Source organism: Plantibacter sp. T3 (genome assembly GCF_902506515.1).
Classification (GTDB): domain Bacteria; phylum Actinomycetota; class Actinomycetes; order Actinomycetales; family Microbacteriaceae; genus Plantibacter; species Plantibacter auratus.
This window is the reverse complement of the sequence record NZ_LR733286.1, coordinates 3,499,632-3,517,245: the sequence shown is the minus strand read 5'-3', so window position 1 is coordinate 3,517,245 and position 17,614 is coordinate 3,499,632. Positions and strand designations below refer to the sequence as shown.

The following is a 17,614-nucleotide window of genomic DNA, read 5'->3' as shown; positions in this document are numbered from 1 at the left end:
ACGCAACGAAGGAGTATCCAATGGCGGACTACGTCATCGCAATCGACCAGGGGACGACGAGTTCCCGGGCCATCGTCTTCGACAAGAGCGGATCGATCGTCTCGACGGGCCAGCTCGAGCACGAGCAGATCTTCCCGAAGGCCGGCTGGGTCGAGCACAACCCGAACCAGATCTGGAACAACACCCGCGAGGTCATCGGCCAGGCGCTCAGCAAGGCCAACATCACCCGGCACGCCATCGCGGCCATCGGCATCACGAACCAGCGCGAGACCGCCGTCGTCTGGGACAAGACCACCGGTCAGCCCGTCTACAACGCGATCGTCTGGCAGGACACGCGCACCCAGGACATCGTGAACCGCCTCGCTGCGGACGGTGGCGTCGAGCGCTTCAAGAAGACCGTCGGCCTGCCGCTGGCGACCTACTTCTCCGGCACGAAGATCGTCTGGATCCTCGAGAACGTCGAGGGTGCTCGCGAGAAGGCCGAGGCGGGCGACCTCCTCTTCGGCACGACCGACAGCTGGGTCATCTGGAACCTCACCGGTGGTGTCAACGGCGGCGTGCACGTCACCGACGTCACCAACGCCTCGCGCACGCTCTTCATGGACCTCGAGACCCTGCAGTGGGACGACGAGATCCTCAAGGCGTTCGGCGTCCCGAAGTCGATGCTCCCGGAGATCAAGAGCTCCTCCGAGATCTACGGCCACGCGTCCGACGACAGCCTCCTCCGCGAGACGCCGATCGCCGGCATCCTCGGCGACCAGCAGGCGGCGACCTTCGGTCAGGCCGCCTTCCAGCAGGGCGAGGCCAAGAACACCTACGGCACCGGTAACTTCATCATCTTCAACACCGGTGAGGAGATCGTCCACTCCGAGAACGGTCTGCTGACGACGCTCGGCTACAAGCTCGGCGACGCGAAGCCGCACTACGCGCTCGAGGGTTCGATCGCCGTGACCGGTTCGCTCGTCCAGTGGCTGCGCGACAACCTCGGCATGTTCTCCTCCGCTCCCGAGGTCGAGGCGCTCGCCAAGACCGTCGAGGACAACGGTGGCGCGTACTTCGTGCCGGCGTTCTCCGGGCTGTTCGCGCCGTACTGGCGTCCGGACGCCCGCGGTGCGCTCGTCGGGCTCACCCGGTACGTCAACAAGGGCCACATCGCCCGGGCCGCCCTCGAGTCGACCGCGTTCCAGACGGCCGAGGTCATCGACGCCGTCAACGCCGACTCGGGTGTCCCGCTGACGGAGCTCAAGGTCGACGGCGGCATGACCGCCAACGACACGCTCATGCAGTTCCAGGCCGACATCCTCGGTGTGCCGGTCATCCGACCGGTCGTCGCGGAGACCACGGCGCTCGGCGCTGCCTACGCGGCCGGTCTCGCCGTCGGCTTCTGGTCCGACCTCGACGACCTCGCGAAGAACTGGCAGGAGGACAAGCGCTGGGAGCCCAACATGGACTCCGCGGAGCGCGACCGCCTCTACCGCAACTGGAAGAAGGCGGTCACGAAGACCTTCGACTGGGTCGACGACGACGTGCAGTAGTCCCGACCGACCGGAACGGCCCGTCCTCCTCGCGGAGGGCGGGCCGTTCTGTCGTGGTCCGTTCGCCCGAAGATGGGCGAACGAGGGCGGGATCAGGCGCGGCGGAGGAGTCCGACGCGGTCGTAGACCTCTGCGAGGGTCTGCTCGGCGACCTCGGTCGCGCGGGCGGCGTTGACCGCGAGCAGGCGGTCGAGCTCGGCGGGGTCGTCGAGGAGCTCGAGCGCGCGCGCACGGACCGGCTCGAGTTCGCCCACGACGACCTCGGCGAGACCCTTCTTGAGGTCGCCGTAGCCACGACCCTCGAACTCGCCGACGACGGCCTCGATGGGGGAGCCGGTGATCGCGGAGTAGATGCTCAACAGGTTCGAGACACCGGGCTTCTCCTGTGCGTCGAAGGCGATGACGCCGTCGTTGTCGGTGACCGCACGCATGATCTTCTTCTGCGTGACCTTCGGCTCGTCGAGCAACCAGATGATCCCCGCCGGGGTCTCGGCGGACTTCGACATCTTCGATGTCGGGTTCTGGAGGTCGTAGATGCGTGCGGAGTCCTTCTGGATCTGCGCCTTCGGGACGACGAAGGTGTCGCCGAAGCGGGCGTTGAACCGCTCGGCGAGGTCGCGCGTAAGCTCGATGTGCTGCCGCTGGTCGTCGCCGACCGGCACGATGTCGGTCTGGTAGAGCAGGATGTCCGCCGCCATGAGGATCGGGTAGGCGAAGAGCCCGACCGACGAGGCGTCGCGTCCGTGCTTGGCCGACTTGTCCTTGAACTGCGTCATGCGCGCGGCCTCGCCCATGCCGGTGATCGTGTTGAGCACCCAGGCGAGCTGTGCGTGCGCCGGGACGTGCGACTGGACGTACAGGGTCGACGCCGAGGGGTCGATGCCTGCGGCGATGTACTGGGCGGCCGTGCGACGGGTCTTCTCGCGGAGCTCGGCGGGGTCCTGCGGCACCGTGATCGCGTGCAGGTCGACGATGCTGAAGAAGGCGTCGTGCTCCTGCTGCATCTGCTTCCACTGCAGGAGGGCACCGATGTAGTTGCCGAGGTGGAGCGAGTCGGCGGAGGGCTGCATGCCGGAGTACAGGCGTGGCTTGGTCATGTGGGTTCTCGCAGAGGGATGAGCGGCCGGAGCCGGGGCACGGAGTGGTGGGGTGGCGTGATGCCGGAGGGTCAGACGGCGTAGTCGACGACGACGGGGGCGTGATCGGACCATCGCTGGTCGTACGCGGCGGCCCGGTCGATCGTGTAACCGGACGCGAGGGCTGCGAGCTCGGGCGTGGCGAGCTGGTAGTCGATGCGCCAGCCGGTGTCGGTGTCGAAGGCCTGGCCGCGCTGGGACCACCAGGTGTAGGGACCGGGGACCTGGCCGGCGGACTGACGCCCGATGTCGACCCAGCCGAGGCCGGTGCCGGTCACGCCGTCGACCCCCGTCACGGTCTCGCCCGCCGGGCCGAGGTAGCGGTCGAAGTAGGACCGCTCGGCAGGCAGGAAGCCGGCACGCTTGACGTTGCCCTTCCAGTTCTTGATGTCGAGCTCGGTGTGGCCGACGTTGAGGTCGCCGACGACGAGGGACAGCGGGTTGTGCTCGCGCAGCGCGGGCAGCCGCTCGAGCATCGCCTCGAGGAAGCGGAACTTCTCGACCTGCTTGGGTGTGTCGACCTCGCCGGAGTGCACGTAGGTGCTCACGACCGTGACGAGGGTGCCGTCGATGTCGAAGTCGGCCTCGATCCACCGACCCGCGCTGTCGAAGTCGTCGGCTCCGAGGGCGACGCGGTGGATGCCCGCCGAGCGACGGCTGACGATCGCGACGCCGGCGCGCCCCTTGGCGGTCGCGGCATCGTGCAGGATGTTCCACTCCGGTCCGAAGAGCGTCTCGAGGTCGCTCGTCGCGGCGCGGACCTCCTGCAGGGCGAGGATGTCGACCCCGCGGTCTTCGAGCCAGTCGCCCATCCCTTTGCGGAAGGCCGCGCGGACTCCGTTGACGTTGACACTGGCGATGCGGAGGGGTGCAGACATGCCTCCAGCTTAGTCGCGGGGGCCGACAACGCCCTGGCCCCGGCGTCCGCCCGGGCGTCGGCGATGGGGTGGATCCGACGCGTCCGCCGCTGGCGACTCGGGGGGTTCGCCGTGCTCTCGGATGAGCTCGGCCGAGGCCTCCTCGGCGTGCCGGACGCGCCGACGGGCGAACCAGACCGCCGGGCCCTTGGCGCGCCGAAGGGATTCGCGAGCCTCCCGCAGTTCCGCCTCGGCGATCAGCCTCCTGGCCGCCAGCTCTTCGGCCGCCTGCTCCTCCGGCGTCGTCGTGCGCACACTGATGCCCTGGTCGTCGAGCCCCACGGCGATCCACGCGGCGGAGGCGAGGATGACGCGGCTCACGAGGTTGAACCACAGCATGAGGCCGATGAACACCGCGAAGGTCGCGAGCAACGGGTTCCGGGAGGCCCCGGCGATCACCGCGCTGCTCGCGACGCTCAGGAGCGAGAGCACCAGACTGCCGAGGAGCGCGCCGCCGAAGAGGTTGCGCCACGGGATCCGGATCCGGCTGAGCACGCGGTACATGGCGCCGAGGGTGACGAGGTTCACGACGACCGCGACGACCAGACCGACGACCCGGCTGCCGACGGTCACCCAGAAGGTGCCCTCCAAGCCGACGAGCGACAGCAGCCAGCTGAGTGCCTGTGTGCTGGCGACCGACAGCGTCGCGGAGACGAGGAGCAGGACGCCGAAGGCGAGTGCCAGGACGAGGTCGACGACCTTCAGCAGGAAGAAGCTCGCGGCGACCTTCGGGAGCGCGAAGATCGACCTGACCGCCTGCCGGGTGTAGTACAGCCAACCGATCGCCGTCCAGATGAGACCGACGGCGGCGATGACCCCGGTCCAGCCGAGCAGGGAGGCGCTCGACAACTGCTCCTCGGCGATGATGCCTTCGCCGTCGGCGCCGATGAGGCCGGGGACGGCGCGGTTGATGATCTCCACCAGCGCTTGGAAGACCTCGGCATTGTTGCCGAGCCAGATGCCGGTGATGGCGAATCCGACGTAGACCGCGGCGAACACGGCGAAGACGGCCTGGAAGCTGATCCCGGCGGCCAGGAGGTTGCCGTCCATAGCGAGATACCGATGGATGACGCGATAGGGCTTCAGCCGCATGACCCACGTCGTGGCGCGCTCCGCTCTCGCCGCGCGGGGCGCGAGTCGCCGGATGAACGGGTTCTCGCTGTTCTGGATCCATTGGAACACCAGTGGAGGTGGCGTCTGCTGGAGCCGCACCCTGGGGGTGGTACTCACGTCCGGCGCGTCGGCGGAGTCCTTCCTCGGCGCACGCGGATTGGTCACCGGACCAGCCTACAAGCGGGCCGGACCGGGGGAGAGGCGGTGCACTAGGGTCGAACCATGCGCGAGGCGGAGGGGCAACGCACGTTCACCGGCACCGGCGTCGGACGCGGCGTCGTGGCCGGTCCCGTGCTCCGCATGCCGGAGCCGCTTCCCGAACCGAGTGCCGACCCGTTCCGCGGGGACGTCACGCTCGAACAGGCCCGTGCCGTCGCGGCGCTCAGCGCGACGCGGGCCGACCTCGAGGAGCGGGCTCGACGAGCCGGCGGACATGCGCAGGACGTGCTCGAAGCGCAGGCGGTCATGGCCGACGATCCGGCGCTCGCGGAGGACGTCGCGACGCGCATCGCAGCGGGGCGTTCCGCGGAGCGCGCCGTGTTCGAGGCCCTGGCGACGGTCCAGCAGGTCCTCTTCAACCTGGGGGAGCCGATGGCGGCGCGCGCGACCGACGTCGGCGACGTCTCGCAACGGGTCATCGCGCGGTTGCTCGGTAGACCTGTCCCCGGACCACCCGAGTCGGACGAGCCGTTCGTCCTCGTCGCCGCGGACCTCGCTCCGGCAGACGCCGCGCTCCTCGATCTCGAGCGCGTGCTGGCACTCGTCACGAGTGGCGGCTCGGCGACCTCGCACACGGCCATCCTCGCGCGTGAGCAGTCGCTCATCGCCGTCGTCGGTGTCGCCGGGGCAGAACAGTTCGAGGACGGTGAGATCGTCCTCGTCGACGCCGGAGCCGGGGTCGTCACCGGGTCGCCGACGAAACGCGAGGTGCGGTCGGCCAGATCCACCGCGGCCGAACGCGTGCGGGTCTCGCCGCGCTCGCCGGGCGAACTGGCCGATGGCACTCCGGTTCCCCTGCTCGCGAACCTCGGGTCCGTCGCCGGCGCGGCCGGTGCCCTGGCCCTCGGCGCCGAGGGCGTCGGGCTGTTCCGCACCGAGTTGCTCTTCCTCGACCGCGCGGAAGCGCCGGGCGTCGCCGAACAGGCCGACCGCTACGGCGAGTTGCTCGCGGCGTTCCCGGGCAAGCGCGTCGTCGTCCGGGTGTTCGACGCCGGAGCCGACAAGCCGCTCGCTTTCCTCCGACCGGACGAGGCCGAGCCCAACCCGGCGCTCGGGGTGCGGGGCATCCGGGCGCTCCGCGCGCGTGACGAGGTGCTCCGAGACCAGCTCACGGCGCTCGCGCTCGCACAGGACGCCCACGAGGCGGACCTCTGGGTGATGGCCCCGATGATCGCCGACCTTCCCGAGGCCGCGGCGTTCGTGACCCTCGCGAAACGGCTCGGGCTCCGCACGGTCGGGACGATGATCGAGGTGCCGTCGAGTGCGCTGCTCGCCGCGCAGATCCTCGGGGTCGCGGACTTCGTGAGCATCGGGACCAACGATCTGACGCAGTACACGCTCGCGGCGGACCGTCTGCTCGGGCCGCTCGGCTCGTATCAGGACCCGTGGCACCCGGCCGTGCTGCGGCTCGTCAAGCTCGTCGGCGACGCCGGTCTCGCCTCAGGGCGCTCGATCGGCGTCTGCGGGGAGGCGGCAGCGGACCCGGCCCTCGCGGTCGTGCTCGTCGGCCTCGGGGCGACGAGTCTCTCGGTCACTCCGGCCGCGCTCGGCGACGTCCGGAGCGAGCTGCGCCGCTACACGCTCGAGGCGGCTCGTGCCATGGCCATGGATGCCCTGAGCGCGGCGTCACCGGCTGAAGCCAGAGCTGCCGCGCTGGCCTGATGTCGCACGACGCCCAGGTCGTCCCGCACGAACACGTCCGGCCCAGCGCAGTGCGCTGGGCCGGACGGACGAACCGGGTGTGGGCTAGGAGACCTTGCCGGAGATCATCGCCTGCTTGACCTCGGCGATCGCCTGCGTGACCTGGATGCCGCGGGGGCACGCCTCGGTGCAGTTGAAGGTGGTGCGGCAGCGCCACACGCCCTCCTGGTCGTTGAGGATGTCCAGACGGACCTGCGAGGCGTCGTCGCGGGAGTCGAAGATGAAGCGGTGCGCGTTCACGATCGCCGCCGGGCCGAAGTACTGGCCGTCGGTCCAGAAGACGGGGCACGACGAGGTGCACGCGGCGCACAGGATGCACTTCGTGGTGTCGTCGAAGCGGGCGCGCTCGGCGACCGACTGCACGCGCTCCTTGTTCTTCTCCGCGGGCTTGCCGGGCATGAGGAACGGCTGCACCTCGCGGAACGACGCGAAGAAGGGGTCCATGTCGACGACGAGGTCCTTCTCGAGCGGCAGACCCTTGATCGCCTCGACGTAGATCGGCTTCGAGATGTCGAGGTCCTTGATCAGCGTCTTGCAGGCGAGGCGGTTCCGGCCGTTGATCCGCATGGCGTCGGAGCCGCAGATGCCGTGTGCGCAGGAGCGACGGAACGTGAGGGTCCCGTCCTGTTCCCACTTGATCTTGTGGAGTGCGTCCAGGATGCGGTCCGTCGGGAACATCTCGACGTCGAAGTCCTCCCAGCGCGGCTCGGCGTCCACGTCCGGGTCGAACCGACGGATGATCAGGGTGACCGTGAAGGACTGGATCTCCTCCGGTGCTGCGGCCGGCGGGTTCTCGAGCGTTGCAGTGCTCATCGCTAGTACTTCCTCTCCATCGGCTGGTACCGCGTGATGACCACGGGCTTCCAGTCGAGCCGGATGTGGTCTGCCGCGTCGGACGAGTGCGGGTCGCCGGACAGGTACGCCATCGTGTGCTTCATGTAGTTCTCGTCGTCGCGCTTCGGGTAGTCGTCGCGCATGTGACCGCCACGGCTCTCCTGACGGTTGCGAGCGGAGTAGACGACGACCTCGGCGAGGTCGAGCAGGAAGCCCAGCTCGATCGCCTCGAGGAGGTCCGTGTTGAAGCGCTTGCCCTTGTCCTGGACGGCGATGTTCTGGTACCGCTCGCGCAGGTTGTGGATGGTGGCGGTGACGCCGGCGAGGGACTCGTCGGTCCGGAACACCTGGGCGTTACGGTCCATCTCCTCCTGCAGCTCCTTGCGGATCGTGGAGATCCGCTCGGTGCCGTTGGAGTTCCGCATCTGCTCGATGAGGCCGGAGACGAAGCCGGCGGGGTTCTCGGGCAGTGGCGTGAAGTCGACGCCCTGGACGTACTCGACGGCGTTGTTGCCGGCGCGCTTGCCGAACACGTTGATGTCGAGGAGCGAGTTCGTGCCGAGCCGGTTCGAGCCGTGGACGGACACGCACGCGCATTCGCCGGCCGCGTACAGACCGGGGACGACGGTGTTGTTGTCGCTCAGGACCTCGGCCTTGACGTTCGTCGGGATGCCGCCCATGGCGTAGTGCGCCGTCGGCATGACCGGGACGGGCTCCGTCACCGGGTCGACGCCGAGGTAGGTGCGCGCGAACTCGGTGATGTCGGGCAGCTTGGTCTCGAGGACCTCGGCACCGAGGTGGGTGCAGTCGAGGTAGACGTAGTCCTTGTTCGGCCCGGCACCGCGGCCTTCCGCGACCTCCTGGACCATGCAGCGCGCGACGATGTCTCGCGGGGCGAGGTCCTTGATGGTCGGGGCGTACCGCTCCATGAAGCGTTCACCGCTCGCGTTCCGGAGGATCGCACCCTCACCTCGCGCTCCCTCGGTGAGGAGGATGCCGAGACCGGCGAGGCCGGTGGGGTGGAACTGGAAGAACTCCATGTCCTCGAGCGGGAGACCCTTGCGCCAGATGATCCCGACGCCGTCGCCCGTGAGGGTGTGGGCGTTCGAGGTCGTCTTGTAGATCTTGCCGAAGCCACCGGTGGCGAAGATGACCGCCTTCGCCTGGAAGACGTGGATCTCGCCGGTGGAGAGCTCGTACGCGACCACACCGGACGGCTTGTCGACGCCGTCGACGTTCGTCATGATCAGGTCGAGCGCGTAGTACTCGTTGAAGAAGTTGATGCCGAGGCGGACGCAGTTCTGGAACAGCGTCTGCAGGATCATGTGGCCCGTGCGGTCGGCCGCGTAGCAGGCACGGCGGACCGGCGCCTTACCGTGGTCGCGGGTGTGGCCGCCGAAGCGACGCTGGTCGATCTTGCCCTCGGGGGTGCGGTTGAACGGCAGACCCATGTTCTCGAGGTCGATGACCGCGTCGATGGCCTCCTTCGCGAGGATCTCCGCCGCATCCTGGTCGACGAGGTAGTCGCCGCCCTTGATGGTGTCGAAGGTGTGCCATTCCCAGCTGTCCTCCTCGACGTTCGCGAGCGCAGCGGCCATACCGCCCTGCGCCGCTCCCGTGTGGGACCGCGTCGGGTAGAGCTTGGAGATGACGGCCGTCTTCGCTCCGGGGCCGGCCTCGATCGCGGCGCGCATGCCGGCACCGCCGGCACCGACGATCACGATGTCGAACTGGTGGTAGTGGATGCCGTCGATGACGGTGGACTCGGTGGTTTCTGTAGTCACGGTTTCCGTTGCTCGGTCTCGGTTGCTCAGTTGGCGGGGCAGAACGACGCGAGCAGGTCTGCAGGTGCGCCGGCGGGGCACGGGTCGAAGGTGAAGACGACCAGGGTCCCGAGGATGATGAGGATGGTGACGGCGGCGAGGATCGCGACCTTGAGGACACCGCGGATCGTGCGACCCGTGGCGTAGTCGTTGACGATGGTGCGCATGCCGTTTCCGCCGTGGATCAGCGCGAGCCACAGCATGGCGACGTCCCACCACTGCCAGAAGGGGTTCGACAGCTTGCCGCCGACGAAGGCGAAGTCGATGGCCTTGATGCCGTCACCGACCATGAGGTTGACGAACAGGTGGCCGAAGATGAGGACCAGCAGGATCACGCCGGAGACGCGCATGTAGATCCAGCCCCACTTCTCCCAGTTGACGCCCTTGCGGCGCGCGGGACGAGCGGGGGTGCGGGGAGCGGCGATCGTCGTCATCAGTGGCCCATCTCGCTGAACACGTTGATCAGGTGGCGCGGCGTGAAGCCGAGCATCGTCACGACCCAGAGACCGATGACGATCCAGAACATGGGCCGCTGGTACTTGGTGCCCTTCGACCAGAAGTCGATGAGGATGATGCGGATGCCGTTGTACGCGTGGTAGGCGATGGCGGCGACGAGCGCGACCTCACCGAGCCCCATGATGGGGTTCTTGTACGTGCCGATGACCGCGTTGTACGCCTCGGGGGAGACCCGCACCAGCGCGGTGTCGAGGACGTGCACGAGGAGGAAGAAGAAGATGGCGACGCCGGTGATCCGGTGGAGCACCCACGACCACATGCCTTCACGGCCCCGGTACAGGGTGCCGGCCGGGCGTTTGGATGTCGTGGATTCCAACGGTGACGTTCGCGTGAGACTCGCGGTCACGAGGTCCTCCCTGATAGTCGCTATCTGCGGCAGATCGTTCTGCCGTGCGGGGGTTGTTGCCTGCCGTGCGTCGAATCGGCGCGCTGGACCAAGTGTAGGCGTGGGATGCGCGGTCCCGCCGCTAAGGCTGGCCTAACTGTCTCGACGTCGAGAGAGGCCGGACATCTGCGCGACGACCGCGCGACACCGGGTGTTCACAACCAGTTCCGACGCTTGAACACCTTGTAGAGGATGACGCTCGTGGTGGCCATGAGCGCGAGCGCCATCGGGTAGCCGAACCACCACGACAACTCCGGCATGTGGGTGAAGTTCATGCCGTAAATCCCCGCGATGAGACTCGGGCCGAACAGGATGGCGGCCCAGGAGGAGATCTTCTTCACCTCGTCGCCCTGCTTGAGGCTCGCCTCGGTCATCTTCGCCATCTCCTCGTTCTGGCGTTGCCCGACGAGGGTGCTGTTCACGGTCAGGATGTCGCGCAACAGCTCGCGGTAGGCGTCGATCCGTTGGTTGACGCTCGTGAGGTGGTCGGCGACGTCGCGGAGGCCGCGTTGCAGTTCGTCGGCGACCCCGTACTTCGCGCTGCCCTGCTCGAGCGACAGCATCACGTCGCTGAGCGGGTGCGTCGCCCGTTCGAAGGCGATGACCTCGCGGGAGAGCTGGTAGATGCGGCGGGACACCTGGGATTCGCCGACGAAGACCTGCTCTTCGATCTCGTCGATGTCGTTCGAGAGCCCGGCGACGACCGGACCGTAGCCGTCGACGACGGCGTCGATGATGGCGTACAGGATCGCCTGCGGACCATAGGCGAGGAGTTCGTGCTCCTGCTCCATCCGCGCCCGCACGTGCGACAGGTCGGGGGACTCGGCGTGCCGGAGGGTGATGACGAAGTTCGGACCGACGAAGACGTGCAGCTCGCCGAACTCGACGGTCTCGGTCTCGTCGACGTAGTTGGCGGCCCGGAGGACGACGAACAGGACGTCGTCGTACCGCTCGATCTTCGGCCGCTGGTGCGCGGTGATGGCGTCCTCGACGGCGAGCGGGTGCAGACCGAACTCAGCCGCCAGGACGCCGAGCTCGCCTGCGTCGGGCCGGTAGAGCCCGATCCATGCGACGCCGTCCGGGGTCTCATGGAGCGCGCGGAAGGTGTCCTCGAGTGAGGTGAGCGTCGAGCTGCGGGAACCGTGGCGGTAGATGCAGGCGTTGACGATGCTGTTGCGGCCGTCCAGGTCCGCTGCGTCCGGCGGACCGACGGGGACCGGGGGAGCCTGCTTGCTGCCGAAGGACGGGATCGGGATCCCGAGGACGTTGCGTCCAGCCATGCTCGTACCGTTCTTTCTCGTGCTCGATCTGGCGCTCATCGTAAACCCGTCAGATGACGCTTCCGTGCCGTCGTCCTCAGGCTGGAGCCTGGCGGTACGCTCGGGGGATGACCACGCCCCTCGAACGCTTCTACGCAGTGATCCCGGCCGGCGGCATCGGCAGTCGTCTCTGGCCGCTCTCGCGAGCCGACGCACCCAAGTTCCTGCACGACCTCACCGGCTCCGGCAGCACGCTGTTGCGCGCCACCTGGGACCGCCTCGCGCCGATCGCCGGCGACCAGCGCATCATGGTCGTCACCGGGCGTGCGCACCGCGCGGCCGTCGAACAGCAGCTGCCCGACCTCGCCGACGCCAACGTGGTCCTCGAGAGCGAGCCGCGCGACTCGACCGCCGCGATCGGGCTCGCCGCAGCGATCCTCGTCCGTCGCGAACCCGACGTCATCGTCGGCTCGTTCGCCGCCGACCACGTGATCCGCGGCGACCGCCTGTTCCGGGCCGCGGTCGCCCAGGCCGTCACGGCCGCCGAGGAGCGCTACATCGTCACGATCGGCATCCAGCCCACGGAGCCCGCCATCGGCTTCGGCTACATCAAGAGCGCCCGCGACCTCGGCATCCGCGGGGCCGAAGGGGTCATGCTGGTCGACTCCTTCGTCGAGAAGCCCGACCTCGCCACGGCCAAGCGGTACGTCTCGAGCGGCGAGCACCTCTGGAACGCCGGGATGTTCATCTCGCGAGCCGACGTCCTCCTCGAGGAGATCGGTCGGCAGAAGCCCGAACTCCTGGCGGGTCTCCTCGAACTCGCCGAGGTCTGGGACGACGCGGCGGCCCGTGGCCCGGTCGTCGACCGCGTCTGGCCGGCGCTCGAGAAGATCGCGATCGACTACTCCGTGGCTGAGCCCGCCGCGGCCGCCGGTCGCATGGCCGTCGTGCCGGCGCACTTCGACTGGGACGACGTGGGCGACTTCGCCTCGCTCGCCAAGCTCAACTCCGGTGGGCGCAAGTCCGACCTCGCCATCCTCGGTGAGAACGCGCGGGTGCTGTCGGACGCCTCCAGCGGCATCGTCGTCAGCCAGACCGGTCGGGTCATCAGCCTCATCGGTGTGCAGGACATCGTCGTCGTCGACACCCCGGACGCCCTGCTCGTCACCACGAGCGCCAACGCGCAGCGGGTGAAGAGCGTCGTGGACGCCCTCAAGTTGTCCGGTCGCGACGACGTCCTCTGATCGGCGACCGACGGTGACCGCGCTGCGCGAGCTGCTCCTGCAGGCGGGCGCGCGTCTCCAAGCCGCAGGCGTGCGTGACGAGGCCCTGGCGGAGGTCTACACACCCCGCGGACTCCCGCTCGTGAAGCGGGCACCCGCGCTGCGGCCGATCGGCCGGGCGTGGCGCCTCGGGGTCGTCCTGCTCTCGGCCGACGGTCGCCTCTTCACCGCCGCCGAATCCACTCGGGCCGTGGAGCCGAAGTGGTTCAACCACCGCTCCTCGGAGGTCGAGCACCGTCGGATCGCGCAGCAGGCGGCCCACCGCGGCCCGTTCGCCGAGGGCGACGTCGTGAACTTCGAGGTCGTCGAGCTCGCGCTGGACGAGGCGTCACTCCGGGAAGGTTCAGGCCCGCTGCGACTCGTCGACGACACCGTCATGCTCCGCTGGGCCGGGCACGACCTCGGGCTCACCCCGCTCGACGCCTACCTCGACGACCGCGTCGCGCTCCTCATCGGCGAATGACCCGTTCGTTCGCCCATCCTTGGAAGAGCGAACCGGGCGATCAGACCGCGGGGCCGAACCACTCCGTGTAGAGCCGCCAGAAGTTGCGGTTGCCGTAGGCACTGCAGGCGTCGCCAGTGCCCGAGACGTTCGCGAGGGCCGCGGCGTTCGGTTGGTACGGCGTGTAGAGGTAGAGGTTCGCCGTCGCCTGATTGCGGATGTCGACCTGGGTACCGCCGCAGGCCGCGTCGGGGCTGTACTGGATGTAGACCGATCCCAGGTGATACGCCCGGTGATAGGACTCGCCCGGCACGTTGAGCGGGTACAGCGTGTACTGCCGGAACTGCCATGCGGAACGGTAGACCTGGTTCTGGAACCCGAAGTAGTCCGCGTCGCAGCTCGCGCTGAAGTTCGGGCCGGTGTCGGGGCAGCCCCAACCCATGGCGCGCGCGTAGCCGTACTCGCTCGGCCCGGTGATGAGCGACTGCTCCTTCTGCATGAGGACGAGCAGCACCTTGGGGTTGATCCCGCACGCGTGGGCGACCTTCGCGACGATCCTCGCCGCCGACTCGTTCACGGCGCCGCGGTAGGCCTCGCAGTGCCCGGGCTCGGCCGCCGGGACGGACTCGGTGCTGGCACGGAAGTCCGCCAGGCACGGCACGCCGTCTTTCGGGGTACAGGGCTGGGAGGCGAAGAACGCCTGGACGTCCGCCTCGCTCATGGCGTTCGCGTCATAGAAGTTCGCGTCGCTGATGATCTCGCCCGGGTCGAAGTCCGTGCCGCGGACCGTGGGCGGCGCCGGCTGGGCAGGCTTGCTGGGAGCCGGCTTCGTCGGCTTCGGGGTCGCCGTCGAGGGCGTGGTCGGCGAGGGACTCGGGGTGGGCGTCGGCGTCGTCTGCGTCCGACTCAGCTGCGAGCTCGCAGCGGCCGCGGTCGCCGGCGTGGTCGGCAGTGCGCCGAGTGCGACGAGCGCACCGATACCGAGCGCGGCGAGCAGCGAGGCCGCGGTCGATCGATGCGCACGGCGACGCCGCGCGGGCGAGGGGACCGACGGAGCACGCATGACGACCAGCCTAATCGGGACCGGTGACGTGCAGGGCTTGCGGCGGCCGACAACCGACGGATAGCCTGAGATCACTGTGAAGAACTGAGCGAATCGACGTCCCGCGCCTGCGGCAGACCATCACGAACGTGATGTGCCCGGCGGGAATCCATCGAGGTACGCCAGACGCTTCCAGGTCCGCCCAGGAGTTCGAGCCCAGCGCTCACTCCTGACGTGTCGGACGACGACCGTACCCGGCGTGCCCCATCTCGAAAGGGGCCTCCATGCGAGCACCCATGACCCAAGCAACACCAGTCCACCGTCGCGCCGCTTCGACCTTCGGGCGATCCATCGACATCCAGCAGCTCCGCGCCGACGGCGTCACCCGCTCCTACGGCGACCGCGTCGTGTTGCGCGACGTGGACCTCGTCGTGTCGGCCGGGGATCGTTTCGGCCTGATCGGCGAGAACGGCGCGGGGAAGTCCACGCTGCTGCGCATCCTCGCCGGGATCGATGAGCCGGACGACGGCGAGGCCGTCCGCCCGCTGCGCACCGGCATCCTCATGCAGGAACTCGAGCTCCCGGAGGACACGACGGTCGGCGAGTTGCTGGAGCAGGCGCTCGGCGAGGTCCGCGCAGTCGAGCAGGAGCTCGAGACGTCGGCGGCGGCACTCGGTGAGACGGGTTCCGCCGGTGACGGTTCCGCCGAGCAGCGGTACGCCGCCGCGCTCGATGCGGCGGAACGTGCCGACGTCTGGACGGCGGACGCCCGGTTGGACGCGGTCGTCGACGGCCTCGGCATCGCCGCGATCGAACGGTCGCGACGACTCGGTGAGGTGAGCGGGGGACAGCGATCCCGCTTCGCCCTCGCCGCGCTCCTCGTCGCGAGACCGACCGCACTGCTGCTCGACGAGCCGACCAACCATCTGGACGACGAGGCGGTCGCGTTCCTCCGCGGCCACCTGTCGGAGTGGCCGGGTCCGGTGCTCTTCGCGAGCCATGACCGCGCCTTCCTCGACGAGGTGGCGACGGGGCTCGTCGACATCGATCCGTCCCGCCCCGTCCCCGTCGGCGAGGCGTCACCCGTCGTGGAGTTCGGCGGGCCGTTCAGCGAGTACCTCGACTGGAAGGCAGCGGAACTCGATCGCTGGTCGGCGCGTCATGAAGAGGAGCAGGCCGAACTGCGCCGCCTCGCGTCCGCGGTGCACGACGTCGCCCCGCGGATCAACCACGATCGGGGCATCCGCGACAACAACCGCATGGCCTTCGGCATGCGCGGCGACCGCGTCGAGCAGCAGATCAGTCGGCGGGTGCGGAACGCGCAGCTCCGACTCGAGGTCCTCGAGCGCGAGCAGGTGCGGCGCCCGCCTCGCCAGCTCTCGTTCGCAGGGATCCCGAGCGGATCGACGGTCCTCGACGAGGGGGAGCAGCTGCTCGACCTCGCCGACGCCCGCGTGGACGGCCGGCTGCACCTCGAACGCCTGCAGCTGGCACCCCGGTCGCGGGTGCTGGTCACCGGGGCGAACGGTTCGGGGAAGTCGACGCTCCTGGCGGTCCTCGCCGGGTCGCTGCGCCTCGATGCGGGGACCGTCCTCCGGCGGAAGGGGCTCCGCGTGGGGCTCCTCGAGCAGGACGTCGCGTTCCCGGATGCGGAGCGATCACCTCGGGAGGTCTACGACCGGACGCTCGGCGAGGCGCGTGCAGCGCGCACCCCGCTCGCGGGTCTCGGGCTCCTGGGGCTTCGCGACCTCGACCGCCCGATCGGCCAGCTCTCCGTCGGGCAGCAACGCCGTCTGGCCCTCGCGCTGATCATCGCGCGGCCTCCGCACCTGTTCCTCCTGGACGAGCCGACGAACCACCTGTCGCTCACGCTTGCGACGGAGCTCGAGGACGCCCTCGGCGACTATCCGGGCGCGGTCGTCATCGCGAGCCACGACCGATGGCTCCGTCGGCGCTGGAGCGGCGACACCCTGATGCTGGACCGCCGCTGACCGGGATCCCGGTCGGTTCGGCCTGGGCTCCGAGCCGCGCTCGGTGCCCAGGTGGGAACCGCAGCTACCCGGAGCGCAAGGCGACCGCCGACGGGGCCGCTCCGCGCTCACGTGCGCAGCATCACGGCCCGGCGATGCGCGTCTGCGCATCCGCGTGTTTCCGGCGCATGACGCCGGTGCCACCGTTCTGTAACGCTTCGGTCGCGAAGCCGGGATCGTCCGTTCGGCGGTCGTCGTATTGGGTAACGTAACCCCATACGCCCCGTGACCCGCGGGGCTGCATCTTGGAGGCTACCTTGGCAATCTCAACTCGGAAGGCCGCTGCGGGCGCAATCGCCGGCGTCGGTCTCATGGCACTGCTCGCCGGCTGCGCATCGGCTCCCAGCACCGGCGACGGCGACTCGACCGGTGCCGCATCCGACTTCCTCCCGTGCATGGTCTCCGACGCCGGTGGCTTCACCGACAAGTCGTTCAACCAGCTCGGCTACGAGGGTCTGACCGAGGCGGCGAAGGAGCTCGGCGTCGAGCCCATCACCGTCCAGTCCGACAAGGCCGACGACTACAAGCCGAACCTGCAGAGCCTGGCCGACCAGGGCTGCTCGCTCATCGTCAGCGTCGGCTTCGCCCTCTCCGCCGACACGGTCGACGCGGCACTCGCGAACCCGGACGTCGACTACGCGATCATCGACGACGCGGCCGACAACGACTTCGACGGCAAGGTCGACGCCCCGAACATCAAGCCGATCCTGTTCGACACCGTCCAGGCCGCGTTCCTCGCGGGCTACGCGGCGGCCGACTACTCGAAGACCGGCGTCGTCGGCACCTTCGGCGGCCAGCCCTTCCCGTCCGTCCAGATCTTCATGGACGGCTTCGCCGAGGGCGTGGCGTACTACAACGAGCAGAAGGGCAAGAGCGTCCAGGTCGTCGGTTGGGACGTCGCCGCTCAGACCGGTTCCTTCACCGGTGGCTTCGAGGCGAACGACACCGCCAAGCAGCTCGCCCGCACACTCATCGACCAGAACGCCGACGTGCTCCTTCCGGTCGGTGGCCCGATCTTCCTGAGCGCGATCGCCGAGATCCAGGAGACCGGCAAGGACATCGCCATGATCGGTGTCGACGCCGACCTGTACGAGACCAACGCCGAGAACAAGGGCCTGTTCCTGACCTCCATCCTCAAGGGCATGAAGGCCGGCGTCGCCGACACCGTGACCGAGGCCGGTGGCGGCAAGTTCGACGCAGCTGCGTACATCGGCACCCTCGAGAACGAGGGCGTCGGCCTCGCGCCGTTCCACGACTTCGAGTCCAAGGTCTCCCCGACCCTGGCCGACGAGCTCGACACGATCAAGGCTGGCATCATCGACGGTTCCATCAAGGCGACCTCGGTCTCCTCACCCGTCAAGTAGTCCCTCTTCACCCGG

General features: G+C 68.9%; 15 protein-coding genes. 6 read left to right on the top strand and 9 right to left on the bottom strand.

Annotated elements, in window-relative coordinates; translation table 11 throughout:
* Window positions 1–20: 20 nt before the first annotated feature.
* Window positions 21–1,535, top strand: coding sequence for a glycerol kinase GlpK (glpK, locus tag GV015_RS16620; protein WP_079707342.1), 1,515 nt, complete (start codon window positions 21–23; stop codon window positions 1,533–1,535).
* 92 nt (window positions 1,536–1,627) lie between these two features.
* Here the strand turns inward: glpK and trpS are convergent, their stop codons facing one another.
* The 3 genes from trpS to GV015_RS16605 form a co-directional block, all read right to left on the bottom strand.
* Window positions 1,628–2,632, bottom strand: a complete 1,005-nt coding sequence (trpS, locus tag GV015_RS16615) for a tryptophan--tRNA ligase (protein ID WP_159879465.1) — start codon at window positions 2,630–2,632, stop codon at window positions 1,628–1,630.
* A 71-nt stretch (window positions 2,633–2,703) separates the two neighbouring features.
* Window positions 2,704–3,549, bottom strand: coding sequence for an exodeoxyribonuclease III (locus GV015_RS16610; protein ID WP_079707339.1), 846 nt, complete (start codon window positions 3,547–3,549; stop codon window positions 2,704–2,706).
* Between the two features lie 9 nt (window positions 3,550–3,558).
* Window positions 3,559–4,866 carry a YihY/virulence factor BrkB family protein gene (locus GV015_RS16605; RefSeq protein WP_159879463.1) on the bottom strand — a complete coding sequence of 436 codons (1,308 nt, stop codon included), beginning with the start codon at window positions 4,864–4,866 and terminating at the stop codon, window positions 3,559–3,561.
* A gap of 57 nt (window positions 4,867–4,923) precedes the next feature.
* Here GV015_RS16605 and ptsP point away from each other — a divergent pair, with 57 nt between their 5' ends.
* Window positions 4,924–6,582: a phosphoenolpyruvate--protein phosphotransferase gene (gene ptsP, locus GV015_RS16600; RefSeq protein WP_159879461.1), complete on the top strand. Its 1,659-nt coding sequence runs from the start codon at window positions 4,924–4,926 to the stop codon at window positions 6,580–6,582.
* Between the two features lie 84 nt (window positions 6,583–6,666).
* Here the strand turns inward: ptsP and GV015_RS16595 are convergent, their stop codons facing one another.
* The 5 genes from GV015_RS16595 to corA all read right to left on the bottom strand — a co-directional run bounded on the left by GV015_RS16595 (window position 6,667) and on the right by corA (window position 11,459).
* A complete protein-coding gene (locus tag GV015_RS16595) occupies window positions 6,667–7,434 on the bottom strand; it encodes a succinate dehydrogenase iron-sulfur subunit (RefSeq protein WP_064294822.1) in 768 nt (255 codons plus the stop codon).
* Window positions 7,435–7,436: 2 nt separating this feature from the next.
* Window positions 7,437–9,239, bottom strand: a complete 1,803-nt coding sequence (sdhA, locus tag GV015_RS16590; protein WP_086474106.1) for a succinate dehydrogenase flavoprotein subunit — start codon at window positions 9,237–9,239, stop codon at window positions 7,437–7,439.
* 26 nt (window positions 9,240–9,265) lie between these two features.
* Window positions 9,266–9,712 carry a succinate dehydrogenase hydrophobic membrane anchor subunit gene (locus tag GV015_RS16585; protein WP_064294824.1) on the bottom strand — a complete coding sequence of 149 codons (447 nt, stop codon included), beginning with the start codon at window positions 9,710–9,712 and terminating at the stop codon, window positions 9,266–9,268.
* Window positions 9,712–10,140, bottom strand: coding sequence for a succinate dehydrogenase, cytochrome b556 subunit (sdhC, locus tag GV015_RS16580; protein ID WP_255376691.1), 429 nt, complete (start codon window positions 10,138–10,140; stop codon window positions 9,712–9,714). The genes GV015_RS16585 and sdhC overlap by 1 nt, the downstream gene beginning before the upstream one ends.
* A gap of 194 nt (window positions 10,141–10,334) precedes the next feature.
* Window positions 10,335–11,459 carry a magnesium/cobalt transporter CorA gene (corA, locus tag GV015_RS16575; RefSeq protein ID WP_071262530.1) on the bottom strand — a complete coding sequence of 375 codons (1,125 nt, stop codon included), beginning with the start codon at window positions 11,457–11,459 and terminating at the stop codon, window positions 10,335–10,337.
* Between the two features lie 107 nt (window positions 11,460–11,566).
* Between corA and GV015_RS16570 the strand changes: the two genes are divergently transcribed.
* Both GV015_RS16570 and GV015_RS16565 read left to right on the top strand, forming a co-directional pair.
* Window positions 11,567–12,682 carry a mannose-1-phosphate guanylyltransferase gene (locus GV015_RS16570; RefSeq protein WP_064294827.1) on the top strand — a complete coding sequence of 372 codons (1,116 nt, stop codon included), beginning with the start codon at window positions 11,567–11,569 and terminating at the stop codon, window positions 12,680–12,682.
* Window positions 12,683–12,695: 13 nt separating this feature from the next.
* On the top strand, window positions 12,696–13,184 hold the full coding sequence (locus GV015_RS16565) for a hypothetical protein (RefSeq protein WP_079707335.1): 489 nt from the start codon (window positions 12,696–12,698) through the stop codon (window positions 13,182–13,184).
* Window positions 13,185–13,224: 40 nt separating this feature from the next.
* Here GV015_RS16565 and GV015_RS16560 read toward each other — a convergent pair whose 3' ends face one another.
* A complete protein-coding gene (locus tag GV015_RS16560; protein ID WP_159879459.1) occupies window positions 13,225–14,226 on the bottom strand; it encodes a hypothetical protein in 1,002 nt (333 codons plus the stop codon).
* A 263-nt stretch (window positions 14,227–14,489) separates the two neighbouring features.
* On the opposite strand from GV015_RS16560, the gene GV015_RS16555 reads away from it, so the two are divergent.
* Together GV015_RS16555 and GV015_RS16550 are read left to right on the top strand one after the other, a co-directional pair.
* Window positions 14,490–16,196 (top strand): ABC-F family ATP-binding cassette domain-containing protein, encoded by a 1,707-nt coding sequence (locus GV015_RS16555; RefSeq protein WP_236555513.1) that lies wholly within the window; start codon window positions 14,490–14,492, stop codon window positions 16,194–16,196.
* A gap of 296 nt (window positions 16,197–16,492) precedes the next feature.
* On the top strand, window positions 16,493–17,599 hold the full coding sequence (locus GV015_RS16550) for a BMP family protein (RefSeq protein ID WP_159879457.1): 1,107 nt from the start codon (window positions 16,493–16,495) through the stop codon (window positions 17,597–17,599).
* Window positions 17,600–17,614 lie beyond the last annotated feature (15 nt).